Raw genomic sequence first — 23,048 nt, forward strand, 5'->3', positions numbered from 1 at the left:
CATTAAGTGCTGTCCTTTGCGTGCGGAACTTGTATCGAGCAAAGCGTCGGGCCGCTCCTAGTTCGTTTACGTGGTTGTTTGCATCTGGCGCGTTAGGGCCACTGGGTTGTGGCCTTGATTCTGCTGTAAAGCGTTGTTTGGCTGATATTTTGAATGGGAGGGGCTCGTTGTTGCTTACGGGCCTCTTTTTATGTTGAGGAGACTTTGGCTATGGCAAAGCGTTCTGGGTTGTATTCGGTGCCGTTTGAGGTTCCGGAGCTTTCTTTTGATGAGGCTGTTGCACTTGCGGCCGATACGGGCAAGATTGCGCGTTATTCCACGCCGCTGCTCGAGACCGTCGTCGAGATGCTCGATGAGCTTGGTCGTCCTGACGAGTTCTACGATTGCGTCCAGATAGCGGGTACCAATGGAAAGACCTCGACGACGCGATTCTCGGCTGCCATTCTTCGTGGTGAGGGCCTTAAGACGGCACTCTTTACGTCGCCTCATCTGGTGCGCTATCCCGAGCGTATGGAGATTGACGGAAAGGTCGTCTCAGACGAGGTCTTTGCCCATGGTGTCTCTGCGGCGTATGAGGCGGGTCGTCGTCTCAACGCACGTCGTGAGGCGGCGGGCGAGGAGCTCCGTTCTATTACGCCCTTCGATCTTTTGTCCGTGGCTGGTTTGACTATGTTTGCCGAGGCTTGCGTGGACGTGGCCGTGCTTGAGGTTGGCATGGGCGGACGATGGGATGCTACGAGTGCGACCGATCCCGTGGCCGTCGCCATTACGGGCATTGGACTCGACCATACGAAGGTCCTTGGCGACACGCTTGAGGCTATTGCGGGGGAGAAGGCTGCGGTTATTAAGCCTGGGCGTTTGGTTGTTTTGGGCGAGGGCACGCATGAGGCGAGCGTTCAGCGTGTGATGGATGCCCGTTGCCGCGAGTGCGGTGTTGTGCCGCTCGTGGTGAATCATGTCACGACTAAGGTGCCGGCGCATGTGGGCGACACGGTGGAGTTTAGCTGCACCACACCGCGCGCGATCTATACGTCGAGGATGGTCAAGCCGGCGTATCAGCCGCAGAATGCTGCGTGCGCGATTATGCTGTGCGAGGGCTATCTGGGTCGCGAGCTCGACCACGATGCGCTCGACGCTTCGCTTATGGGCTGCCCCACGCCGGGTCGTTTTGACGTGCTGGGAACCGATCCGCTCAAACTGATCGACGCTTGCCATAACCCCCAGAGCTGCGAGAACTTTGTGAGCGCACTGGACGAGATCGATACGTGCGTAGAGAATCGCCCCACGCTGCTGTGTGCTGCGCTGGCCGACAAGGACGTGGCGGGCATCGTCGATGTGCTGATTCCGGCCTTCCCGCGCGTGGTCGTGACCCAGACCGATTCCGATCGCGCCCTGCCGGCAGATGAGCTCGCTGCCCTGGTGGACGCCGATAAGCTCGCGGGTGTGTATCCCAGCGTATCCGAAGCCCTCGCGGCCCTCGATGCCGCGGGCGAGCCCTTCGTAGCAGCCGGCACCATCACCCTAGCCGGCGAAGTGGCCGGCCTGCTGCGCTAGAGCCTTTCTGTAGGGCAGCTGGTTGCCCTGCTCGCCACGAAATGGGCCTATTTACTACGTTTGACCGGTTGCCCTCGACCACGCCGAGAATTGCGAAATCAAAACCGCAGGTAGATGGCTTGCCAATTTTCAAAAAAGACCCGCATGGTTGACCCATGCGGGTTAAACGTAGTAGATAGCCCTTTTTCGTGGCGCATCTCTAGACTGTCAAATTGGTCGACTTGGCCCTTTAGCAGTTGCGGTGAAATAGTTCCTGGATTATGCCTCTGTGGGTTAATCTGGGAACTATTCCACCGCAACTTAGTTTGGGGGCTTGGGGACCAGGCTAGTCTAGGCGGACTGGGTCGTGGGGGTAGGCGTTGAGGATCTCGACGCCGGACTCGGTGACCAGGGCCAGGTCTTCGATACGGACGCCGGTGCGGCCGGGGAGGTAGATGCCCGGCTCAATGGAGAACGTCATGCCGGGCTCTACGACTTGCTCGTTGGCGAGCGAGACGTCGCCCGGCTCGTGGTCCTGCAGACCGATCGAGTGTCCCAGGCGATGCGTAAAGTACTGCCCATAGCCCGCCTCCTCAATCACGTCGCGTGCGGCGCGGTCCAGGTCGCACATGCGCACGCCCGGTGCGATGAGAGCCTCGGCGGCCTCGTTGGCACGGCGCACGATGTCGTAGATGCGCGCCGTCTCTTCGTCCGGCTCGCCCCAAAAGAACGTGCGCGTCATGTCCGAGCAGTAGTTGCAGCGGCGTCCGCCAATGTCGAACAGCACCACGTCGCCGCGTTTGAGCACGGTGTCGTCGGGCTCGTGATGCGGGTCTCCGGCGTTGGCGCCAAAGCTCACGATGGGCGGAAAGCTAAAGCCCTCGCAGCCGTGCTTGCGATATAAGCCGAGCATCTGGTCGGCAATTTCGCGCTCCGTTACGCCCTCGCGGACGAGCTTGATGGCGTCGGACATCACGGCGTCGTTGGCGCCCGAGGACACGCGCATGAGCTCCTGCTCGGCGGCATCCTTGTGGGTGCGCGCAGCGGTGACGGCAAAGTCGCCCAGGAAGAACTCGCTGGCGGCGTGGCGCTCCATAAGGGGCATCAAAAAGCCGGAACGCATGACGGTGTCGATGCCGAGGGGCTTGGATGGATCGACCTCGCGAGCGATGGCGTCGGCCACGACGTCGGTATCGGTGTGATAGGCGACGCGGGCATTGTCATACTCGGGCAGCTGATGCAGGGCGTTGACCAAGATAACGGGCTCGCAACCGCGCGCGAGCAGCACGCCGCAAAAACGCTCGAACATATCGGCATAAAAGCCGGTCAGGTAATAAATCGACCACGGGTCGTTTACAAGCAACTGCGCGCCGGGGTGCTGAGCCTCGAGCGCATCGAGCACGTGCGCCACGCGCTGGTCATCGACATGTGCCATGAAACATCCTTTCGCTAGGTTGCCACCATGGTATCCCATACGCCCCCACATAAGTTGCGGTGGAATAGTTCCTGGATGCCGGGGTTTTGGCGGAAATCAGGAACTATTTCACCGCAATTGTGGAGGGTGGGGTGGATGGCGGGGTGGCTAAAAGAGCCCCGTCCCAAATGAGCTACCTAGGCAGGGTCGATGTCCATGCTGGCGATGAGGTCTATGCCCGTGTTGAGGAGGTCTTCTAGAACGACGTCGCCCATGCGGACTGGGGCTTTGACGACCAGGCCGCGGATGAGGTTCATGGCTTGGGCGTGGAGTGCCAGCGGGATTGCTTCGACCGTGCGCACGGGCAACAGTGCCTCGTCGCCGCTGGATACGGCAACGGTGGTAGTGAGTACGCGCATGGGGCAGGTGAGCTCCTGATGCGCGAACGTATCACCGCGCGGGCAGCTGTTGCCGGTCACGGAGCGCACCTCTACCACGGCGCCGTCTGCGTTGCGCTCGACCTCTACGGTCAGGAGGCACTCGGATGGGCAGGTGGTGCAGTTGAACTGCTGCGTTTCTATCGCGTTTATGCTCATGACCCTACGCCTCCTCAATGGGATCGACGGACAGGACAATCTCGCTAACACCCAGGTCTAGTGCGCGCTGAATCATCTTTGCCGGCAGAGGGAAGCTTTCCATTACGCTCGGTTTAAACGGGCGGACCTTGCCTGTGAATAGTTCATCGTCGCCTGCCAGAATGCGCACGCGGGCGGCGTCGACCGGTCGGCGCACGCGGAAGTTGAGTTTGGTGAGTGCCACGGCCGTAATGCGTCCCGGCAGCGCGTAGCCTGCAATGCCAGCGGGGGAGACCGTGAGCTGGCAACCCGGGCTCGTCTTGAGATCCGCACTGCCACCCAGCGCGTACGCCGCCGCAGCTGCACCGGCGCGCTCGGACTCGGTCGTCACGTTGTCGGCCAGGTCGTGCACGTGCAGTACGTTGCCGCAGGCAAAGATGCCCGGCACGCTCGTTTGCAGGCTCTGGTCCACCACGGCGCCGCGCGTGTGCGGGTCAAGTTCAACGCCCGCGCCCACCGAAAGCTCGTTCTCGGGAATCAGGCCCACTGAAAGCAGTAGCGTGTCGCACGGAACAATGCGCTCGGTCCCCGGAATGGGTGCCAGGCGCTCGTCGACCCGACTCACCTCGACGGCCTCCACGCGATCGTGTCCGATTACGCGTGTGACGGTAGTGGACAGGTGAAGCGGAATGCCAAAGTCGTCCAGGCAGTTCTTGACGTTGCGGCGCAGACCGTTGGCGTACGGCATGAGTTCGTACACGCCCTCGACCGAAATTCCCTCGAGCGTACAGCGGCGCGCCATGATCAGCCCGATGTCGCCCGAGCCCAAAATGACGGCACGCGAGCCGGGCTTGAGATTTTCGATATTGATGTATCGCTGCGCCAGGCCAGCCGTAAACACGCCGGCGGGGCGGCTGCCGGGGATCTTGATCTCGCTGCGCGTGCGCTCGCGGCATCCCATAGCAAGGACGACCGCGCGTCCGGTGAGCTGCAACATGCCGGCACGGCTCATGAGCGTGACGGTGTGGAGTGCGGCGTCTTCCGTGGACTCGCTCGAATCGATCCCAAGCACCATGCTGCCCAGGAACAGCGCAATGTCGGTCGCGCGCACCTGGTCGATAAAGCGCTGCGCGTACTCGGGACCGGTGAGTTCCTGCTTAAAGTGCGACAGGCCAAATCCGGGGTGGATGCACTGGCGGAGGATTCCTCCTAGATGTTGCTCGCGCTCCACGATGGCCACGCGCGCGCCGGCCTTATGCGCGGCAAGCGCGGCAGCCATGCCAGCGGGTCCGCCGCCGATAACGACCACGTCGAACGCCTGCGTTGGCACTGCCTCGTCGGCGCCGTCCGCCGCGATTGTGACATTCACTTCAAAGCTTGCCATCCTAGCGCACCCCCTTCAAAGGTCCCTCAACGAGCCACGAGCCAGTGTCCTCCAGTAGCACTTCGCTGGGCTCGCAGCCCAGCTCGCGTGCCAGGATCGCCACCACGCGGCTCTGGCAAAAACCACTCTGGCACCGACCCATGCCGGCACGGCAGCGGCGCTTGACGCCCTCGACCGAAACCGCGCCCGGGCGGCGTCGGATCGCGGCCACGATCTCGGCCTCGGGCACCGTCTCGCAGCGGCAGACGATCTGCCCCCATGCTGGGTCGGACTCAATGAGCTCTTCCTTGCGCGCAAGCGGTGCACGGTCAAAATCGTCCGGCGCGTGGCGAATCGGGTCCCAATCGTCCCGTTCGCGCAGGTCGACGCCGGCATCGCGCAGCACCTGCTCCATGCGCTCGGCAATGGCCGGCGCGCTCGCCACGCCCGGCGACTGAATGCCTGCCGCCTGGAACAGTCCCGGCACCACGGCCGACTGCCCAATAAAAAAGTCGTTCGTACCCTGAATGACAGGGCGCCCGCCGGCAAACGCGCGCACCACGCGACGTGTATCCAGATCGGGCACCAGCTTGCGCGCGCCGCTCAGCAGCGCGTTGATATCGCTCGCATAGGTCTGCGTGTCGCCGGGCTCGCGCACGGCAGCGGTCGCGGTAATCACGGTGTTGCCATGTACAGTGCCCGTGACGATAACTCCCTTGGACACCGGCGTAGGAACAGGGTAGAGCGGCATGAGCGCGCGTGGCTCCTTGTCCAGCACCACGATGTTGCCCTGGCGCCAGACCATCTGGAACTCCTCGGCGCCCGCCATATGCGAGATGTCCGCGGCACCATTGCCCGCGGCGTTAATCAGGTAACGGCAGCGCACGTCTCTGGCGGGCGTCGCCAGCGTAAAGCGCGCGGCTCCGTCATCCGAGCCGGCAACTTCAATCGCCTCCACCGGTGCGGAGCGCATAAACGTCACGCCGTTGGCAACGGCGTTCTCCAGCGCGGCGATGGCCACTTCAAATGGGTCAACGTAACCGGTCGAGGGGCACCACAGCGCGCACGAGGTCTGGGCACTCGCGCGCGGCTCCAGCTCGTGGATGCGCTCGGGGCCGATAATCGACAGCTCGGGCACGCCGTTTGCCAGCCCATTGCTGCGCAGCTTCTCCAGGTGCGCCCGGTCTTCGTCGTTGAAGCCCAGCACCATCGAACCGGTGCGCCGGAACAAAAATCCCAGCTCCTGGGCCCACGTGCCATATAGCTCGCAACCACGGGCGTTGACCTGCGCCTTTACCGTGCCCGGCGCCGGATCGTAGCCGGCGTGAACCAGGCCGCCGTTGGCCTTCGACGCGCCCAGGGCGATGTCGTTGGCCGCTTCGATCACGCATATGGACAGGTCAAACCGCGCGAGCTGACGCGCGATGGCGCATCCCGTGATGCCCGCGCCCACAATTGCGATATCAAACGTTTCCATCACAGTGCCTCCCAGACAAGTTGACAGGCTGTCAATAGGACTATCCTACGGTCTGCACACCCCTAGCGCAGCGGCAATGCGGCGAACAGCCCCAACTGCATCCGCCAACGGCAGGCGAGGGGAGACTCAGGACCATCGGTGACCTCGTCTGCCCCCCCTGGTGTCAGAAGTTTGTCTCGTTCTGTAACAGTAAGCAGAAGAGTTGGGTTCCAGATGTTACAGATCGAGACGTTTGCCAGGCGGGTCCTCCGTTTGTCTCGATCTGTAACAGTTAGAAGAGAAAATCGGTCCTACGTGTTACAGATTGAGATTTAAAGTCAGGGAGAGATTCTTCTGTCTCGATCTGTAACATCTCGGGACCGTTTTGGGGTTTAGGTGTTACAGATTTAGATGAACCTATCAGACGGTTTCGAATGTCTAAATCCGTAACAGTTAGACCTGTTTTTGCCGAATTATTGTTGCAGATTGAGATATTGAGATTGGACGTTTTCCTTTGTCTTGATCTGTAACAGATAGAAGGGTTTCTGGCCCCTAGTTGTTACAGATTGAGATATTTAACGGAGGGCTTACCGTTCATCTTGATCTGTAACAGTAAGGACTGATTTTGGAGTCAAGATGTTACAGATCGAGATCGAAGTCGGGGAGGGACCCTTGTGTCTCGATCTGTAACACCTAGACCCAGAATCCGCCCTTCATCTGTTACAGATTGAGATGTTTGTGTCCGCACCAGCCCCGCTTGCAACCGTAGTCCCATATAAACAAACCCCGTGGTAAACTTGACCGGACTGTAAATATTCCGAAAGGTACACCTCAATGTCCAAGTACATCTCCGAGCTCATGTCGCCGCAGCTTATGGGCGTCATCTATGCCTTCGTGGGCTTTATCATCGCCCTGTACGTGCTGTCGGTCGTCTATGTGTTCATCGACGCTCGCCGCCGCGGCGCCAGCGCCTACGTGGCATGGGGCATCATCGCCCTTATCCCGTTTGTGGGCCTCATCGCCTACCTGGTCCTGCGCCCGCATTCCTACGCGGCCGACCGCGAGGAGCAGGAGCTGGATATGGCCCTGCGCGAGCGCCAGCTTGCCCAGTACGGTACCTGCCCGCAGTGCGGCGCCCCCATCGAGAAGGACTTTGTGGTCTGCCCGGTGTGCGACACCCAGGTTCGCAACGTGTGCCCCAGCTGCCATCGCCCGCTCGACGCGCACTGGAAGGTCTGCCCTTACTGCCGAACTCGCATTCAGTAACGCATCCATCGCCGGGCTGGCCGCAAGCCACGGGCACCGCGCGCCACGCTCAAGCCGCACACGCGCCCCGCAGCCCCGCCCCCACACGATGAAGCATGCGTAGAAAATCGCCCGCCGTGCCATTAAGGTGCGGCGGGCGCTTGTATACCAAGGCAACCTGCCTATAATGATGCAAGTCAAAAACGCCGAGCGCATCGCACGCACTTGCATCAGGCATCCGAGAGGAGAAAACATACCCATGAAGGCACTCTACAATGACGGTTCGGTGGCCGAGCTCCCGCAGGACGAGGTCACGCACGTCATCCGCCACTCCGCCGCGCACATCATGGCGCAGGCCATCAAGCGCCTCTATCCCGAGGCCGACTTTGCCTACGGCCCCGCGACCGACAACGGCTTTTACTACGACGTCGACCTGCCCGAGGGCGTCAAGATCAGCGAGGACGACTTCCCCGCGATCGAGGCCGAGATGAAGAAGATCGTCAAGGAGAACCTCAAGTTCACCGTGTACGAGAAGCCCCGTGCCGAGGCCATCGCCCTTATGGAGGAGCGCGGCGAGAAGTACAAGGTCGAGCACATCGGCGACCTGGACGACGACGCCCGCATCACCTTCTACCAGCAGGGCGACTACATCGACATGTGCGTCGGTCCCCACATCTGCTACACCAAGGCTCTGAAGGCCTTTAAGCTCACCGGCGTCTCGGGCGCCTACTGGAAGGGCGACAAGGACAACAAGATGCTCACCCGCATCAACGGCGTCGCCTTTGCCACCAAGGAAGAGCTCGACGAGCATATGCACATGCTGGAGGAGGCCAAGAAGCGCGACCATCGCAAGATCGGCCGCGAAATGGACCTCTTTATGATGCGCGACGAGGCCCCCGGCTTCCCGTTCTTCCTGCCCAACGGCATGATCCTTAAGAACACGCTGCTGGACTACTGGCGCGAGATCCACCACAAGGCCGGCTACGTGGAGATCTCCACGCCGCTCATCATGAACAAGCAGCTGTGGAAGACCTCGGGCCACTGGGACCACTACAAGGACAACATGTACTCCACCGTCATCGACGACGAAGAGTACTGCATTAAGCCCATGAACTGCCCGGGCGGCGTGCTGGTGTACGCCTCCAAGCCGCATTCTTACCGCGAGCTGCCCATTCGCGCCGGCGAGATTGGCCTGGTGCACCGCCACGAGCTGCGCGGCGCCCTTCACGGCCTGTTCCGCGTGCGCTGCTTTAACCAGGACGACGCCCACCTGTTTGTGCGTCCCGACCAGCTGACTGACGAGATCGTGGGCGTGGTTAACCTCATCGACTCCGTGTACCAAAAGTTTGGCTTTAAGTACCACGTTGAGCTTTCCACCCGCCCCGAGGACTCCATGGGTTCGGACGAGGACTGGGCTCGCGCCGAGGAGGGCCTGCGCACCGCTCTGGAGCAGCTGCACATGGACTACGAGGTCAACGAGGGCGACGGCGCCTTCTACGGCCCCAAGATCGACTTCCACCTGGAGGATTCGCTCGGCCGTACCTGGCAGTGCGGCACCGTCCAGCTCGACTTCCAGATGCCGCTCAACTTTGACCTGGAGTACGTGGACGCCGACGGCACCAAAAAGCGCCCCATCATGCTGCATCGCGTGTGCTTTGGCTCTATCGAGCGCTTTATCGGTATTCTGATTGAGCACTTTGCGGGCAAGTTCCCCACCTGGTTGGCCCCCGTGCAGGTCAAGGCACTTCCCGTCTCTGAGAAGAGCCGCGACTACGCCCACGAGGTGTGCGCCAAGCTTGAGGAGGCCGGCATTCGCGTGGTCTGCGACGACCGCGACGAGAAGATCGGTTATAAGATCCGCGAGGCCCGCAGCATCGACCGCGTGCCCTACATGCTCATCCTGGGCGAGAAGGAGGTCGAGGCCGGCAACATCTCCGTCCGCGATCGTTCCAACGAGACCGTTCAGATGAGCGTTGACGAGTTTGTGGCCAAGGTGCTCGAGGAGATCATGACTCGCGCCTAGCACAAACAATACAAGAATTAACAATGGCGATCGTCCTACAGGGCGGTCGCCTTTTTTGTTGTCTAAAGAAGAAAAGCCGCTGGTTAGAGCGGCTTTTTTGTTGTGCAAAAAAGTACAGGTTTTTGTAGAGGCGTATGGAGATGCACCCATTCGCGGCGCATTTTGTGCAATCTGGGAAAACGCGAGCAGTTTGCTCGTATAATGAAGCCCGTCGAAAGATACAAAAACCTGTACTTTTGCGATTGCGCCTAGCCGCGAGCGAGAAGCCTGTTCTTAACGCCTCTGCATCCGTGTGCGTCGCGGAGACAAGAAAAGGAGGCGAGAGATGGAACAGACAATGCGGCGCCAAGAGCAGCTGCCCGGTGCCTTTAGTGGCGCTACTACCAACAGCCAGCATGGCCGTGTTCGCTGGTATCTGGTCCACACCCCCAATGGAAAAGAGCGCGAGACCTGCGAAAAGGTCCGCCGCATTATCCCGCATGAGCTGATGCAGGACGCTTTTGTGATGCAAAAGGAGTTCTGGTTTAAGCGGGACGGCGCCTGGTCGCTCCAAACCAAACCCATGTACAAGGAATACTTCTTCGTCGCCACGCGCGATGCCGCCCTGCTCGACAAGGCTTTGGCCCAGTTGAGCTTTGGCTGTCGCATTGCTGGCTGCAGGGAGCGGGCCTATGCGCCCATGCCGGACGATGCGCAGGACTGGTACCGCAGCGTACTCGACGACGAGGGCGTGGTACGCAACAGCGTAGCCCGCATAGAAGACGGCGTGCTGCACATAGAGCAGGGCCCACTGGTGGGGCAAGAGGCCCGTGTAAAGAAGATCGACCGTCATAAGCGCTGGTGCCTGGTAGACGTGGGCGAAGGCGACTCCGCTTTTAGGGAGCTGCTTCCGTTGGACGTGCCCAGTAAGACGTAAGGGGACGTCGCATTGGCAATTCATTCGCAATTTGAATTCATCGATTGGGGATTCCTGGGGACAGGGACGTGGATTTGAACTTTACTAGTAAAGAAGTGACAGGGCAAAACGCGCCGGTGGGGGCCGCACTTGTTTCCCAGGCCATGAATGGCGGCGACGCGAGCATGCGCTACAAGGCCATGCAGACCGTCAAGGACTGGGGCCACACGCGACTGGGCTACAGGGTCGTAAAGCGCGCCTTCGACATCGTGTTCAGCGGCTGCGTGCTGGCCTTCATCGCCGTGCCGAGCCTTGTGCTCGCCGCCGCCATCCGCCTGGAGAGCGAGGGCAACCCGTTCTACAGCCAGATCCGCGTGGGGCAGACCCACCGCGACGGCAGCCTGTCCACCTTCCGCATGTGGAAGTTCCGCAGCATGTACAAAGACGCCGACGAGCGCCTAGCCGAGCTCAAGGGCCAGAACGAGATCGCCGGCGCCATGTTCAAGATGAAGGACGACCCGCGCGTCACCAAGATCGGCAGGTTCATTCGCAAGCACTCCACCGACGAGTTCCCGCAGTTCCTCAACGTGTTCTTGGGCCAGATGTCCGTCGTCGGCCCGCGCCCGCCGCTGCCGAACGAGGTTGCCGAGTACACCGAGTACGACCTGCAGCGACTTGCCGTGAAGCCTGGGATCACCGGCTGGTGGCAGGTCACGGACCGGAATGATACCGACTTCGACGGCATGGTCCGCCGCGATCTTGAGTACATCGCCAAACGCGGCATCATCACGGACCTGAAGATTGTTCTCCTCACGGTTGTTGAGGTCTTTACCGGCGGAGGTGCTTGCTAAATGACTGAACCGATTAGGATAGCTCAGGTCGTTGGCAAGATGGTTGGCGGTGGCGTCGAAGCTGTCGTCATGAATTACTACCGCCATATCGACCGAAGTAAAGTGCAGTTCGATTTTCTCGTTGATTCAGATTCGACGCTTGTTCCGCGCGAAGAAATTGAATCGCTCGGCGGCAGGGTCTTTGAGATTCCGCCCTATCAGCATGTTGTTGAATACCAGCGAGAGCTTCAGCGTCTCTTTAAACAAGAGGGCTGGAAGATTGTCCACAGTCACATCAACGCGCTTTCGGTCTTTCCGCTTCGTGCCGCGAAGAAGGCGGGCGTTCCTGTGCGTATCGCCCATAGCCATTCTACGAGTGGTAAGGGGGAGTATGCCAAGAATGCCCTAAAGGCCGTGCTGAAAACGCAATCGAATCGGTATCCAACACACCGTTTTGCATGTAGTCAATTTGCTGGTGAATGGCTTTTCGGTAAAGCTGCACACTTCGAGGTCGTATACAACGCAATTGATTTGGGTCGCTTCCGCTTCAATGCGGAGGCTCGCGCTCAAGCGCGAGTCGACCTGGGCCTCGTCGGCAACCAGTTTGCCATTGGGCATGTGGGACGCTTTACTGCCCAGAAGAACCATGCATTTTTGATTGATGTTTTTACTGAGGTCGTAAAGCGCCGCGACGATGTCGTCCTGTTGCTTGTCGGTACCGGCGAAGCCGAGGCCTCCGTAAAGTCCTTGGTGGATGAACGCGGTCTTACCGATCGCGTTATGTTTCTGGGACAGAGAAGCGATGTCAATCGTTTGTACCAGGCGTTTGATGCGTTCGTTCTGCCAAGCCTTTACGAAGGCCTGGGCCTCGTCGGCGTCGAGGCACAGGTGTCTGGCCTGCCGTGCCTGCTGAGTGATGCGATTACGCGCGAAGTGGACGTAACGGGGGAATGCAAGTTCTTGCCGATTGATAGTCCTGCCGTGTGGGCCGATGAAATCGATTCACTCTTGCCGTACTCGTATGAGGGTCGATCGTCTATCTCAAGTGGGCAATTCGCCGATTACAACATTGAGTTGCAAGGCGAGCGACTGACTTATAAATATCTAGATCTCTACTCAAGGAATTAGATGGCAAACAGTAACTTGGTATCGGTGATTGTGCCGGTATATAACGTTAAGCCTTATCTGCGGGAGTGCTTTGATAGCATTTGCCGTCAAAGCTATCGTAACATCGAGATCATTCTTGTCGATGACGGCTCGACTGATGGTTCTGGCGAGCTTTGTGATGTTCTTGCTGCAAGCGACGACCGTACCACCGTTTTGCATAAGGAAAATGGCGGTCTTTCCGACGCTCGTAATGCAGGGCTGCGTATTGCTCAGGGCGACTGGATTTCCTTCGTTGATAGCGACGACTACATTTCTCCTGTTTTTATCGAGGTTCTTTTTAACGCCTGCCGCGATACGGGATGTCAGATATCTGCTGTTCCATTTGGCAAGCCGTTCAATGATGGTGATGCTTGCTCTTTGGTGGAGTCTCTTGACCCCGTGGCGCCTGCGAAGGCACTGCCTTCGTCCGATGTCCAGCGTCTGATGTTATATCAGACGCTGGACACCGGTGCCCAGTGGCGCCTTTACGCAAAGGCGCCACTGGGCATTGACCCGTTCCCTAAGGGGCTGTATTACGAGGATCTCGCTAGCGTCTATAAGATTATTCACAAGGTTGATTCCGTTGCCGTTGTCGATTGCCGTGAGTTGTATGCATATCGCATGAGAAGTAACAGCATTATCAGGCAAGAATATCGACACATTAAAGGCGAGTCCGCATTGATAATTGCCGATCGGCTCTACCAGGATATTTGTAATTGGTATCCGGACCTAAGTAAAGCCGCCGCTTCGCGCTGCTTTTCTGTTTGTAGGATGGTTTACGCACAGATTCCGATGGCTGGGGTCTCTGAAAGCGACCTTAAAGACCGCGATGACCTTTGGAATAACTTATCTACATTTCGTTTGCCTGTTCTGAAGGATTTCGAAGCTAGAAAAAGAGAACGCTTGGCAGCATTTTTTGCCTGCTGCGGAAGAAGAATTTTTTCCGTATTTTGTTCTGCCTGTCGCTTATCTGGATTAATGCAATAACTAACTTGAAAGTAGCTTAAACAATGTTAGTTCTATCATTAATGACGTTATATTTTCTTTTGCTGCTTGCAATCTCTCAAGAGCTATCAAAAAGTGATTGGATGAATCCAGCATCAATTTGTAACGCCTCTTTCTTTATTTGCTCACTCGCTGAATTGTATAACTGCCTTGTCTTCGGTACTGAAGTCTCCCTCCATGGAGGATTACTTATTTGCTTCTTTGTTACCGTCTTTGATGTCGCATCGCTATTTTTCTTGCTTTATTTTAGACAGATAAAAGTGCAGCGAAGCAAACTTAATGCTAGTGTTGAATCGACGACTCTTGTAAGGATTCAAGTTCCGACATCTCTTGTTCTATTGGCTGTTGTCCTTGGGGTCGTTACTGCCGTTTTGTTTTTGAAAGATGTTCGATCAGCTGTTTCGGGTCCTGTTGCTGGGGACTGGAATTCTTTAATGAATTCTTACCGAACTGCATCTGCTTATAGCGGCGATGATCCTTCAGTCGGGCTTTCGTCTTTATCCAATATATGCTTTAAATTGCTTACCATTTTTTCGTTTGTATATCTAATTATTGGTTTTAACAATATTATTTGCGATGGATTTAGCATCAAAGATGCTCTCATGCTTCTCCCCGCTGCGTTTTATGCAATTTGTCAATTATTGAATGGCGTAAGGCTAGGTGCCATTGTTTTTGTCTGTTCATGCGTTTGCTGCATATGGATTTTACTATCGATTAACAGTGGGTGGACGATAAGAATAACCCTTGGGAAGTTTATCAAAATTGTATTCGCTCTTGTTTTTGCCTGTTTCTTATTTTGGGTTGCCTCTTGGTTTGTTGGACGAGAAGTTACTCTTGGACCATTGGATTATATTTGCAGCTACATTGGCTATTCATTTGTTTTATTTGATAAATTTCTTCAAAATCCTGGTGTTGCAAGCAAGTACTTTGGCTCGGAGACTTTCGTAGCACTATATTCGTCTTTTGGACGAAATTTTGGCTTTACTAATTTAGTTTCATCCGGTAACCATGAGTTTCGTTCTTGGGGTTCAATCGATCTCGGTAATGTATACACGGTATTTCGATTGTGGTATCACGATTTCGGTTTTGGCGGTACTGCGCTATTTAGCCTCTTAACTGGTCTTTTTTATTCAAACCTCTATGAGCATGCTCGCATGCTTCATGGTGGGTCCCCGCTGTCTTTTTCGATGATTTCGTATACCTATCTTTCTTCGGGCATATTCTCCATGCCGCTTGTTGGAAAGCTCACCTCATCTCTCTTTACTCCAACGACTTGGTTTTTAGCCATCTCGTCTCTGTTCCTAAGTGAGTGGATAAAAAGATATCAGAAACGACAACCCCCTATGAACTAGTCCATTATCTAGAAAAGGTATCAGAATGAAAAAAGTTTCAATTATTACTCGTCATAACGTTCTCAACTACGGGTCTGTCCTCCAGGCTTATGCTACGCAAGAAGTTGTTAAAAACTTGGGGTACGATCCTGTTGTTGTTGACTATCGGAGATGCGCTGAGACCCTTGATTCTCTTGTGAAGCGTTATTCAGAAGGTAGGTCTCTGCCTCATCGCATCTATAGGAACACGGTTTGGCGTTTGCTGTACGGTGCAGGTGAGAAGCGTTTTAAGAGCATGAGAGAGCAGTATCTGACTCTTTCTCCGCATTGTGATGAAACAAGTATCGACGCCTTGCTGCCTAACACAGATATCTATTTGACTGGCAGCGATCAGGTCTGGAACGAACTTGGCGATGGCTCTCTAGATCCGGTATTCTTTTGGGACGGGCTTTCTAAGGTCGAGGGAAAGAAGGTCGTATCCTACGCCGCTAGTTTTGGACGTGGTGGCGTTGTAAAGGGGTATGAGTCGCAAATTGGTAACTGGCTCAAGCGCTACGATGCCATTTCCGTCCGCGAGGATTCAGGTAAGGATATCGTTGAGAGCTACGGTCTCAAAGCTGAGCAGGTTTTGGATCCGACCCTGCTTCTCAATCGCTCCGAGTGGAACAAGATTGCCAGTGAAAAGGCTCCCGTTGAAAAGCCCTACGCCCTCGTCTATAACCTTCATCCTGATTCAGATATGCTGCAGTACGTTAAAGATAAGACCGCTGGCTCCAATCTTGAGATTGTAAGTGTTTGCCCTACGTTTAGGAGAAGGGTAGGAAAACAGGTCGTTCTTCCGCCCCTGGAGGATTTCCTTGCGCTGTTTAGGGATGCATCTTGCGTATACACGGATTCATTCCACGGCACTGCTTTTTGTATCAATCTCGGCACCCCATTTGTTGAGATCTTTCCAAAGGCTAATGCCGCGCGAAATAAATCTGTTCTTAGACTCTTTGGCCTAGAGCATAGGGCCTGGGACACGTTCCAAGGCAATGCTTGGGGCGACGATATCGATTGGCAGCATGTTGGCGAGGTTCTTGATGGGGAGCGCAACCGCAGCCTCTCCTGGCTTGATCGCGCGTTGAAGGAATAGATGAATGCAAAGTATCTGCGAAGACAAAATGTGTGCGGGCTGCATGGCATGTGTCGATGCCTGTCCTAAAGATGCAATCGCTGTTCTTGAAAGGCTCGAGTACTATACCCCCAGTATCGATCAAAACAAATGCATTGATTGCGGTAGGTGCACAGCTGTATGTCAACAATGCAATCCGCCTCAAGGCTCTAAACCTAGTAAATGGTTGCAAGGATGGGATTCTAACTCGGAGAGCAGGGGAACCTCCTCATCGGGCGGCTTGGCGGCCGCGATTATCCGAGGGTTTATTTCTGCCGAAGGAGTAGTTTGCTCTTGCTGTTTCCGGGACGGTCAGTTTGGGTTTGAGTTTTCTAGCTCGATTGCTGATGCCGTTAAATATAAAGGATCCAAGTACGTTAAAAGCAATCCAATTGGCTCTTACGCTCGTATAAAAAAATTGCTGGTTGAGGGTAAAGAAGTCTTATTTGTAGGATTGCCTTGCCAAGTGGCCTCTCTTAAAAACTTTGTCGGCAACAAGCTTCTTTCGAATTTATATACGGTTGATTTGATTTGCCACGGTACTCCTTCGCCTGCGATTCTCCGTCAATTCCTGAGTGAGAATGGGATTGACATGAATCAGCTTGAGTCGATTGAGTTTCGTTCTAAAGGCAGCTTTCAGCTAAGGGAGAACGAGCGAACGATTGATTTGCCCGGTGTTTTGGATGGGTATACAGTAGCTTTCTTGGCGGGGCTGGACTATACGGAAAACTGTTATCACTGCAAGTATGCAAGCATTGAAAGAGTTTCTGATGTTACATTAGGCGATTCCTGGGGGACGAATCTTACCGAAGAAATGCGTCGGGGTGTCTCCCTGGTTTTAATCCAGAATCAAAAAGGACAGCGACTGATAGACCTTGCTGGTGCTGAGTTAATGACGGTTGATATCGAGACCGCCATTAAGAATAACGGTCAGTTGAAGAGTCCCTCCGAGAAGCCATCTGCGCGAGCGCGATTCTTCGAGGACCTTTCATGCGGTAGATCAATTACCGATGCGGTAAGAAGGTCTTTGCCCAAAAGGTATTTTAAACAATCGCTTAAACGTTTGCTAATTCGCATTGGTTTGCTCAAGCGCGGGGGGGGGTACGGAATTAAGGTCTCATTAGCACCTGATTCCAACCTCTTGCATAACATTAAAGGAAGCATTCAATGAAGATTCTTCTAATTGGTGAAGTCACAGGTAATACTGGACCTACTAATGTTCATAAATCTTTAGTGGAGTATTGGCCTTCTTGCGATTCGATACGGCCGCTATATTCTAAAAGTAAAATCCTTAAGCTATTTGAGGCTATTTTCAAGGGCCTTGAGAGCGATGTGATTATCTCTTGCGGAGCTGGTTGGACTGACATCATTGCACATCGGCTGCTCTCTGCCTTCGGCAAACCTGTCATTTGCTTTAATCATGGGTACGTCCCTTTTGAGAATGAGATCAACGGGCTCGGTTATAGCGATAGAACCGTCAAGGCAATCATTAAGCATTTGCGTACTGCGGATTTGATCGTTGCGAATTCTTTCCTTCAGGAGAACTTTGTTAAGAAACAGCTACCTGAATGCTCCGATAAGGTTAAGCACGTTTGCCTTGGGGTCAAAAGGTTTAAACAATGCGGCTTCGAAGGCCAACGTGAAAATATCGTTGCTGTTAGCGGGGGCACCCGTCCAATTAAGGCCAACGAAATAGTCGCGAAGGCCGTCTCAATTCTCAGAGATCGTGGTGTCGATTGCTCTTTAAGGGTGTACGGGCGACGGTACTCTGATAACTCTTCCTTAGATAATCTCATGACCTCGGCTGAAGGTGAATATAGGGGTCAAGTTGCCTCCGATCAGTTTGTGAACGAGCTTCGAGAGTGCTTGGTATTCGTTATGAATTCTAGGCATGAGTCCTTTGGTCTCTCTGCCCTTGATGCGATTGAGGCCGGATGCTCGCTCCTTCTTTCGACTAACTGCGGAATTGCCGAAGTGATGTCGATTCAGGGATCCGATGTCGTGAAAAACTGCGAGGACCCGATCGAGGTTGCCGATAAGATCGAGGGATTGCTTCGAGCTCCTAACTCCAAGCGGCTGTTTGATTCCATCGATTTTGATGAATGTAGCTGGACCAAAACGGCCGAGACGTTACGAAATTACTGTGCGGAGGTATTAGGGTAAATGGCCGAAAGCAAGAAAGTGACCGTCTCCAAAAGAGATGTGATTTGGAATTATGTCGGCACGATCGCGTCTATGGGCAGTAACTTTTTGCTCTTGCCGCTACTCCTATCTTTTTTATCGAGTGCTCAAATTGGTCTCTGGTACGTGTTCGTAGCCATTTCGGGTTTTGCGCAGCTGCTTGAATTCGGTTTTACTTCTACCTTGTCCCGCAACATTCTTTATTGCCTGAGCGGGGCAAAGAAACTGACCAAACAAGGCTGCGACTATTCTTCTGTTGATGGAGAAGTTGACTGGCACTTGATGCGCGTCGTTCTTGATACGTCTAAAACGATATACGCTGTCTTGGGTCTCATCGCGTTATTTGTTGCGGCAACGTTGGGAACTTTCTACGTTTCTTATGTCACTGATTCTTTTTTAATTGAGGGTTCGTTGCCTGCATGGATTGTGTTTGTCGTTTCCATTTTCACTAACTTGTATTTTCTTTACTGTCTCACGTTTCTCCGTGGGCTTGGAGACGTTGCCGGTGAGAACAGGGCTAAAACGCTTGCCAGGATTGGGCAGCTTGCTATTACGGCGGTCCTTCTGTTTTGTGGCTTGAGCCTTCTCGCTGCCGCACTCGGCTTCTTGGCTTACAGCACTTTGCTGAGGTTATTTGCGATTAGGACATTTCGGAGCCATCATGACGTCGAAGAGGGGATTAAATCCGATGCCGCAGCTGTTGCTAAGGACGAAATGCTTGACGTTCTAAAGACGGTTTCGTTTGTGGCGTGGCGTGATGGTGTCGTATCTCTAGCCTGGTATGGCGCCACGCAGGCAACATCGCTGCTTTGCTCGGCTTTCCTAGGGCTTGAACAAACTGGTACGTATTCCGTCATGTTGCAGTTCGCGACGGCGATCCACCAGATTTCAAGCGCCTATTTACGTTCATGCTTTCCCACCTTCCAGTCTGCCTATGTCAGGGATGACAAGCAGACTCAGAAGGCGGTGGTCGAACGCGGTATTTCCTGCTATGTATGCATGTATATTGTCGCTACAGTTCTTGTAACGGCATGCCTGCCGATACTCACGCTTTTCAAGCATGATTTCATTTGCGATCCAGTTTTGTTCCTAGGTATTGCCCTCTATTACTTCCTGCTTAATCAGCACTCTCTGTTTTGCAACATTATTGTTAGCATGAACGAGATTCCGTACTTCAAAGCGTATTTGGTATCAACTGCTGCTGGAATCTGCGTAAGTTGCGTTTTGTGTGGCGCCTTTAGCTGGGGAGCCTGGGGTCTTGTAGTTGGCCAGGCAATTCCGCAGCTCTGCTACAACAATTGGCATTGGCCACAATATGTTCTAAAACGTACCGGGCTTGGATATGTACAGGCTATCTACAGCGGTCTTGATTGGTGGAAAAATAGAATTGTTGGGCAAAGAGCCTAATTGAAGCATGTGCCTTTGCATGGTGACACGTAATTTCTTTCGCAAACTGACATCCGCATGGCGAACACGGCCTGCGCCCCGTCATATGATTTCTAGCGGCTAAACAACAAATCATTGACGAAGGGACACGGGTCGTGTCTGCGAACGTCGTATAAGTCGACGAGGAGTCGCTGCGCAAGGACATATAGAATCTGGTGAGAAAGACCGTCGAGGAGACGCTCAGCGTGCTGGTAGACAAGAACGCGTCTGATTTTGTCGGGGCCGGCCGGTTAGGTGCTGGGGCTTTGAAAGCTCCAGCACCTTTTGCTTTATGGAACGGCCATGGCTATGTGACGTTGCCGCTTGTACTCTTTGCCGTGGGCAAACAAAGGTTATCGACAAAATGATTTAGACATGCTGCTAAAGTTTCCTAAGAACGCCACCTGAAGACCACCGTTGCGCTGGCATCCAATCAAGTGATTCTGATGTAAGAAATGCCCTGTCAAAACCAGCATCTGAATTGGAAACTGGCATAAAAGCGAGTGATTTTCTTCTTGCATGTATCTTTACTGTCACATGGCTCCAGGAGATTCGAGTAGGGGTGGTCCTATGTCATGTTTCTTGGGGCGTTGCGGAAGCACCTTGCGATAAGCTGTTTCGCCATGGTTCCGTCTGAGCGCTTCGACTATATCGTTAGCATCTTTTCCGAGGGCTCCCTGCGGCGTTTCTCTGATTACCTTGATGCAGACATCTCGATAATGACCGTTCACTCCGCTAAGGGGCTCTAGTGGGACACCGTTTTCATACCGGGCGTTACGAGCTTCGATTGGCCTGGAAGGATTTGTTCGCGGTGCGAAAGTGCTGGTATATGTTCGCGTTCTGCGCATAGATACCGGAACGTGGATGCGAAGAAAATGCCAGACGGGCTTATTGAGGAAATGGGCCTGCTGTACGTCGGTGTCACTCGCGCCCGCAAAGCGGTACATGTCTCCGCGTCGCTGCAGCGCAGGACAAATAACGGGAACTATCAGGTTGCCTGTCCCTCTTGCCTAACGTCTCTTCCGGGCATCGAACCCGTGAGCTGGACGGCCATGGACGGGTAGGGGTGATTTGTGGCGCTATGGAGTGTGTCTGCTATTGGCTCGAGGTCTGGTCGGACCTCGCTGGGCGTGAAGAGGCCGTTCAGTGCGAAATATAGTGCATTAGGGCTTCGGAAAGTTCATCTCTCAGGTCGCCTTCCAATAGGGAAATTGCTCTATCGATATAGATTTTGTTATCAATACCAAAGTAACGTCCAACGCTTACCACGAGGGACTTGTCGTTAAATAGCCCGAGAATCTCATTGTAATCATGGTTTTCAATGGCCCGTTGATATCTGTCATTAACGTTCTTTTCTATACTCGCAATATCAATTAAGGATGCGATGACATCGGCAGTCAGCTGCTCATTATCCAAAATAGTTATTCCGGAAAGTGCTTCCTTTACGCCTGCTACAAGCGCTTCTGATGCCTGCTTGCTTGCTGAACCTTTCAATTACATATGACTTGAATATCGCGAAACAGCACCGCCGTTATTACGCCTGGGCGCCGGGGTCGGCATGAGTCCCGGTGACGCTATATTGCTAGCTGTCCATTCTCTATTAAAGACACCTATGCTCGCGCGCTGGGAGCAGCGGTAATATTGCTGCTATGCGTACAGAAAGGACTGTGTCGTAAAGCAGGGAGGAGCTTACGATGGCGAGGATTACCGGTATTACGTGCAACCACGTTAAGGGGATTAACCATCTTGACGTGCCATGCGATTTTTACCCAAACAAGCCTAACTTTCTTGTGGCGCCTAACGGGTCGGGTAAGTCTTCGCTTGCGGCGGCGTTCGCATCCCTTAACACCAGGCGACTAAAATTGGCAGACGCGGATCGTTATAACGGGGAGGACTGGGACGACACCTCCTTGTCCGTGACTTTTGACGATGACGTGACATTAAGTGCTAATGCTGATTCGAATGAAATTGCGAGTAGGGTAGACGTGCAGGTTATCCGCTCTGGGCTGTATGCAAATATGACGAACCGCCGGGTGGGGCCAAGGGTTCTCAGTCAAACGAAGATGAGCGTCCAAAAGTGTGTTTTGTACGAGAAGGTGCCAGCCACTGTCCACTTGGACTATTCAGTCACTGCGGAGCGACAGAAATATGCGTCGATCTTACGCGGGAGAATGGATAACCTTGCCGAGGCATTCAAGAGCTATGAGTTCCTTAGCGAGCTGCTCAGCTGCGATGCCGCTTTTAAAACGACTGAGGGTTCCCGATACGCTGCAGCAATCAATAATTTCTTCAAGGGCGTTATTTCGCTCGAAACGGGCATGGGCGGTGATATCACTGAGGCTGAAGTTCTCAGTTACATTTCTTCTGTAAAACCGCTGATCTCAATTAAGGAAATCCTTGATCGTTGGTATCCCGCGAAGGGGGATATCTCGAACTGCATGAACGCGATACAGGTTAATAGATTTATCGAGAAGAAGCGTAACGAGATAAAGGAGGCCTGTTCATATCTTCGATTCCGTAAGATTAAGGATGATATCAATGAGATGCTCCATTTGCTGAACAGAACCAGGTATGGGGTCGTGGCTAAAGTCAGGAACCATCAGCTCGTCGTTGATTTCCCCGATTGGGATGAGGCCTCTAACGGCGAAATCGATGTACTCCAGCTGTGTGTTGCGCTATTTCGAGCGCGGGCGAGGTTTACTGATAAAGATGACGCTCTATTGCTTATCGATGAGGTTTTCGATTACCTTGACGATGCCAATCTGCTTGTCGCCCAGCACTTCCTGCTGGAGATGATGAAGCAGTTCAAGAATTCCGGGAAGAACCTCTATGTCATCATCTTGACTCATCTTGACCCAGGCCTCTTTAAGAGTTTTCGTTTCAAAAGCTTCCATACCTCATACATTCCTAATTCAGGTGGCGACTCTGTAAATGGGTGTTTGAATAAGCTGCTCATTGACAGAAATAGGTGTAAGAAGGAGCTCTCTGATATTTATAATTCGGTCTCCTCCCATTACCTTCATTTCTCTGAGTGTGACACAGTCTCTGATAATGTCTTGGAATACATCGCTAAACAGGGGATTGAAGATGAGCTGAAGAGGCCTTCATCGTTTCGGAGTGTTATGGAGGCAAAGCTTGGCGACTACTTCTCTGGAAAGTCCTTTGCTCCATCGGAAGTGTGCTGTGGCATCAGGTTGGCTGTCGAGAGGCTCAGTTATGAGAGGCTGGCGGCAGATGATAAGCCTGGATTTCTGATAATTAATACAGGGACCGAGGACAGGCTCCGTTATGCGAGTGAGCATGGAGTTGAGGTGCCAGAGACATTTCACCTGTTGGGCTCCATATACAACAGCTGCATGCATCTCTCCGGAAGGCCAGGCGAAACAGAGCTCGTCCAAAGAGAGCTAGGGAATAACACCATCAGACACATGATTGAGGCGTCGTTGAAGGAATTCGGCTGGGCATAGGCGGTC

Annotated in this window: 18 protein-coding genes and 1 pseudogene; 14 read left to right on the plus strand and 5 right to left on the minus strand. The window is 54.1% G+C overall.

Going from position 1 to position 23,048, the window contains the following annotated elements; translation table 11 throughout:
* Positions 1–210: 210 nt before the first annotated feature.
* Positions 211–1,554, plus strand: a complete 1,344-nt coding sequence (locus ACKUUJ_RS00750) for a bifunctional folylpolyglutamate synthase/dihydrofolate synthase (RefSeq protein WP_409064323.1) — start codon at positions 211–213, stop codon at positions 1,552–1,554.
* Positions 1,555–1,879: 325 nt separating this feature from the next.
* Here the strand turns inward: ACKUUJ_RS00750 and ACKUUJ_RS00755 are convergent, their stop codons facing one another.
* The 4 genes from ACKUUJ_RS00755 to ACKUUJ_RS00770 all read right to left on the minus strand — a co-directional run bounded on the left by ACKUUJ_RS00755 (position 1,880) and on the right by ACKUUJ_RS00770 (position 6,362).
* Positions 1,880–2,968: a M24 family metallopeptidase gene (locus tag ACKUUJ_RS00755; RefSeq protein WP_409064324.1), complete on the minus strand. Its 1,089-nt coding sequence runs from the start codon at positions 2,966–2,968 to the stop codon at positions 1,880–1,882.
* Between the two features lie 176 nt (positions 2,969–3,144).
* Positions 3,145–3,543 carry a DUF1667 domain-containing protein gene (locus ACKUUJ_RS00760; protein ID WP_409064325.1) on the minus strand — a complete coding sequence of 133 codons (399 nt, stop codon included), beginning with the start codon at positions 3,541–3,543 and terminating at the stop codon, positions 3,145–3,147.
* Between the two features lie 4 nt (positions 3,544–3,547).
* Positions 3,548–4,906 carry an NAD(P)/FAD-dependent oxidoreductase gene (locus ACKUUJ_RS00765; RefSeq protein ID WP_409064326.1) on the minus strand — a complete coding sequence of 453 codons (1,359 nt, stop codon included), beginning with the start codon at positions 4,904–4,906 and terminating at the stop codon, positions 3,548–3,550.
* Between the two features lies 1 nt (position 4,907).
* Positions 4,908–6,362: an NAD(P)/FAD-dependent oxidoreductase gene (locus tag ACKUUJ_RS00770; protein WP_409064327.1), complete on the minus strand. Its 1,455-nt coding sequence runs from the start codon at positions 6,360–6,362 to the stop codon at positions 4,908–4,910.
* Positions 6,363–7,175: 813 nt separating this feature from the next.
* Here ACKUUJ_RS00770 and ACKUUJ_RS00775 point away from each other — a divergent pair.
* The 12 genes and pseudogenes from ACKUUJ_RS00775 to ACKUUJ_RS00830 all read left to right on the plus strand — a co-directional run.
* Positions 7,176–7,607 (plus strand): double zinc ribbon domain-containing protein, encoded by a 432-nt coding sequence (locus tag ACKUUJ_RS00775; protein WP_006234085.1) that lies wholly within the window; start codon positions 7,176–7,178, stop codon positions 7,605–7,607.
* A gap of 238 nt (positions 7,608–7,845) precedes the next feature.
* Positions 7,846–9,609, plus strand: coding sequence for a threonine--tRNA ligase (thrS, locus tag ACKUUJ_RS00780; protein ID WP_409064328.1), 1,764 nt, complete (start codon positions 7,846–7,848; stop codon positions 9,607–9,609).
* Positions 9,610–9,934: 325 nt separating this feature from the next.
* Positions 9,935–10,525, plus strand: a complete 591-nt coding sequence (locus ACKUUJ_RS00785) for a hypothetical protein (protein ID WP_409064329.1) — start codon at positions 9,935–9,937, stop codon at positions 10,523–10,525.
* A 74-nt stretch (positions 10,526–10,599) separates the two neighbouring features.
* Positions 10,600–11,355 (plus strand): sugar transferase, encoded by a 756-nt coding sequence (locus ACKUUJ_RS00790; RefSeq protein WP_409064330.1) that lies wholly within the window; start codon positions 10,600–10,602, stop codon positions 11,353–11,355.
* Positions 11,356–12,462 (plus strand): glycosyltransferase family 1 protein, encoded by a 1,107-nt coding sequence (locus tag ACKUUJ_RS00795; RefSeq protein WP_409064331.1) that lies wholly within the window; start codon positions 11,356–11,358, stop codon positions 12,460–12,462.
* On the plus strand, positions 12,463–13,467 hold the full coding sequence (locus tag ACKUUJ_RS00800; protein WP_409064332.1) for a glycosyltransferase family 2 protein: 1,005 nt from the start codon (positions 12,463–12,465) through the stop codon (positions 13,465–13,467).
* Positions 13,468–13,568: 101 nt separating this feature from the next.
* Positions 13,569–14,837: an O-antigen polymerase gene (locus tag ACKUUJ_RS00805; protein WP_409064333.1), complete on the plus strand. Its 1,269-nt coding sequence runs from the start codon at positions 13,569–13,571 to the stop codon at positions 14,835–14,837.
* A gap of 25 nt (positions 14,838–14,862) precedes the next feature.
* The gene (locus ACKUUJ_RS00810) at positions 14,863–15,951 is read left to right on the plus strand and encodes a polysaccharide pyruvyl transferase family protein (RefSeq protein ID WP_409064334.1); all 1,089 of its coding nucleotides are present in this window, start codon (positions 14,863–14,865) and stop codon (positions 15,949–15,951) included.
* Between the two features lie 4 nt (positions 15,952–15,955).
* Positions 15,956–17,140, plus strand: coding sequence for a Coenzyme F420 hydrogenase/dehydrogenase, beta subunit C-terminal domain (locus ACKUUJ_RS00815; RefSeq protein WP_409064335.1), 1,185 nt, complete (start codon positions 15,956–15,958; stop codon positions 17,138–17,140).
* A complete protein-coding gene (locus ACKUUJ_RS00820) occupies positions 17,137–18,132 on the plus strand; it encodes a glycosyltransferase family 4 protein (protein ID WP_409064336.1) in 996 nt (331 codons plus the stop codon). The genes ACKUUJ_RS00815 and ACKUUJ_RS00820 overlap by 4 nt, the downstream gene beginning before the upstream one ends.
* Positions 18,133–19,557, plus strand: coding sequence for an O-unit flippase-like protein (gene wzx / locus ACKUUJ_RS00825; protein WP_409064337.1), 1,425 nt, complete (start codon positions 18,133–18,135; stop codon positions 19,555–19,557).
* A gap of 779 nt (positions 19,558–20,336) precedes the next feature.
* A pseudogene (locus tag ACKUUJ_RS00830) lies at positions 20,337–20,639 on the plus strand (hypothetical protein); the annotation flags it as partial.
* A gap of 79 nt (positions 20,640–20,718) precedes the next feature.
* Here the strand turns inward: ACKUUJ_RS00830 and ACKUUJ_RS00835 are convergent.
* A complete protein-coding gene (locus ACKUUJ_RS00835) occupies positions 20,719–21,069 on the minus strand; it encodes a hypothetical protein (protein WP_409064338.1) in 351 nt (116 codons plus the stop codon).
* Positions 21,070–21,269: 200 nt separating this feature from the next.
* Here ACKUUJ_RS00835 and ACKUUJ_RS00840 point away from each other — a divergent pair, with 200 nt between their 5' ends.
* Positions 21,270–23,042 (plus strand): hypothetical protein, encoded by a 1,773-nt coding sequence (locus ACKUUJ_RS00840; RefSeq protein WP_409064339.1) that lies wholly within the window; start codon positions 21,270–21,272, stop codon positions 23,040–23,042.
* Positions 23,043–23,048: the final 6 nt, after the last annotated feature.

Source organism: Collinsella sp. wc0583 (assembly GCF_046116915.1).
Classification (GTDB): domain Bacteria; phylum Actinomycetota; class Coriobacteriia; order Coriobacteriales; family Coriobacteriaceae; genus Collinsella.

Bases quoted from the DNA above. Each gene is read 5' to 3' on its own strand.
- ACKUUJ_RS00750 (WP_409064323.1), top strand. From the start codon at position 211: ATGGCAAAGCGTTCTGGGTTGTATTCGGTGCCGTTTGAGGTTCCGGAG.
- ACKUUJ_RS00755 (WP_409064324.1), bottom strand. From the start codon at position 2,968: ATGGCACATGTCGATGACCAGCGCGTGGCGCACGTGCTCGATGCGCTC.
- ACKUUJ_RS00760 (WP_409064325.1), bottom strand. From the start codon at position 3,543: ATGAGCATAAACGCGATAGAAACGCAGCAGTTCAACTGCACCACCTGC.
- ACKUUJ_RS00765 (WP_409064326.1), bottom strand. From the start codon at position 4,906: ATGGCAAGCTTTGAAGTGAATGTCACAATCGCGGCGGACGGCGCCGAC.
- ACKUUJ_RS00770 (WP_409064327.1), bottom strand. From the start codon at position 6,362: ATGGAAACGTTTGATATCGCAATTGTGGGCGCGGGCATCACGGGATGC.
- ACKUUJ_RS00775 (WP_006234085.1), top strand. From the start codon at position 7,176: ATGTCCAAGTACATCTCCGAGCTCATGTCGCCGCAGCTTATGGGCGTC.
- thrS (WP_409064328.1), top strand. From the start codon at position 7,846: ATGAAGGCACTCTACAATGACGGTTCGGTGGCCGAGCTCCCGCAGGAC.
- ACKUUJ_RS00785 (WP_409064329.1), top strand. From the start codon at position 9,935: ATGGAACAGACAATGCGGCGCCAAGAGCAGCTGCCCGGTGCCTTTAGT.
- ACKUUJ_RS00795 (WP_409064331.1), top strand. From the start codon at position 11,356: ATGACTGAACCGATTAGGATAGCTCAGGTCGTTGGCAAGATGGTTGGC.
- ACKUUJ_RS00800 (WP_409064332.1), top strand. From the start codon at position 12,463: ATGGCAAACAGTAACTTGGTATCGGTGATTGTGCCGGTATATAACGTT.
- ACKUUJ_RS00805 (WP_409064333.1), top strand. From the start codon at position 13,569: ATGAATCCAGCATCAATTTGTAACGCCTCTTTCTTTATTTGCTCACTC.
- ACKUUJ_RS00810 (WP_409064334.1), top strand. From the start codon at position 14,863: ATGAAAAAAGTTTCAATTATTACTCGTCATAACGTTCTCAACTACGGG.
- ACKUUJ_RS00815 (WP_409064335.1), top strand. From the start codon at position 15,956: ATGCAAAGTATCTGCGAAGACAAAATGTGTGCGGGCTGCATGGCATGT.
- ACKUUJ_RS00820 (WP_409064336.1), top strand. From the start codon at position 17,137: ATGAAGATTCTTCTAATTGGTGAAGTCACAGGTAATACTGGACCTACT.
- wzx (WP_409064337.1), top strand. From the start codon at position 18,133: ATGGCCGAAAGCAAGAAAGTGACCGTCTCCAAAAGAGATGTGATTTGG.
- ACKUUJ_RS00840 (WP_409064339.1), top strand. From the start codon at position 21,270: ATGGCGAGGATTACCGGTATTACGTGCAACCACGTTAAGGGGATTAAC.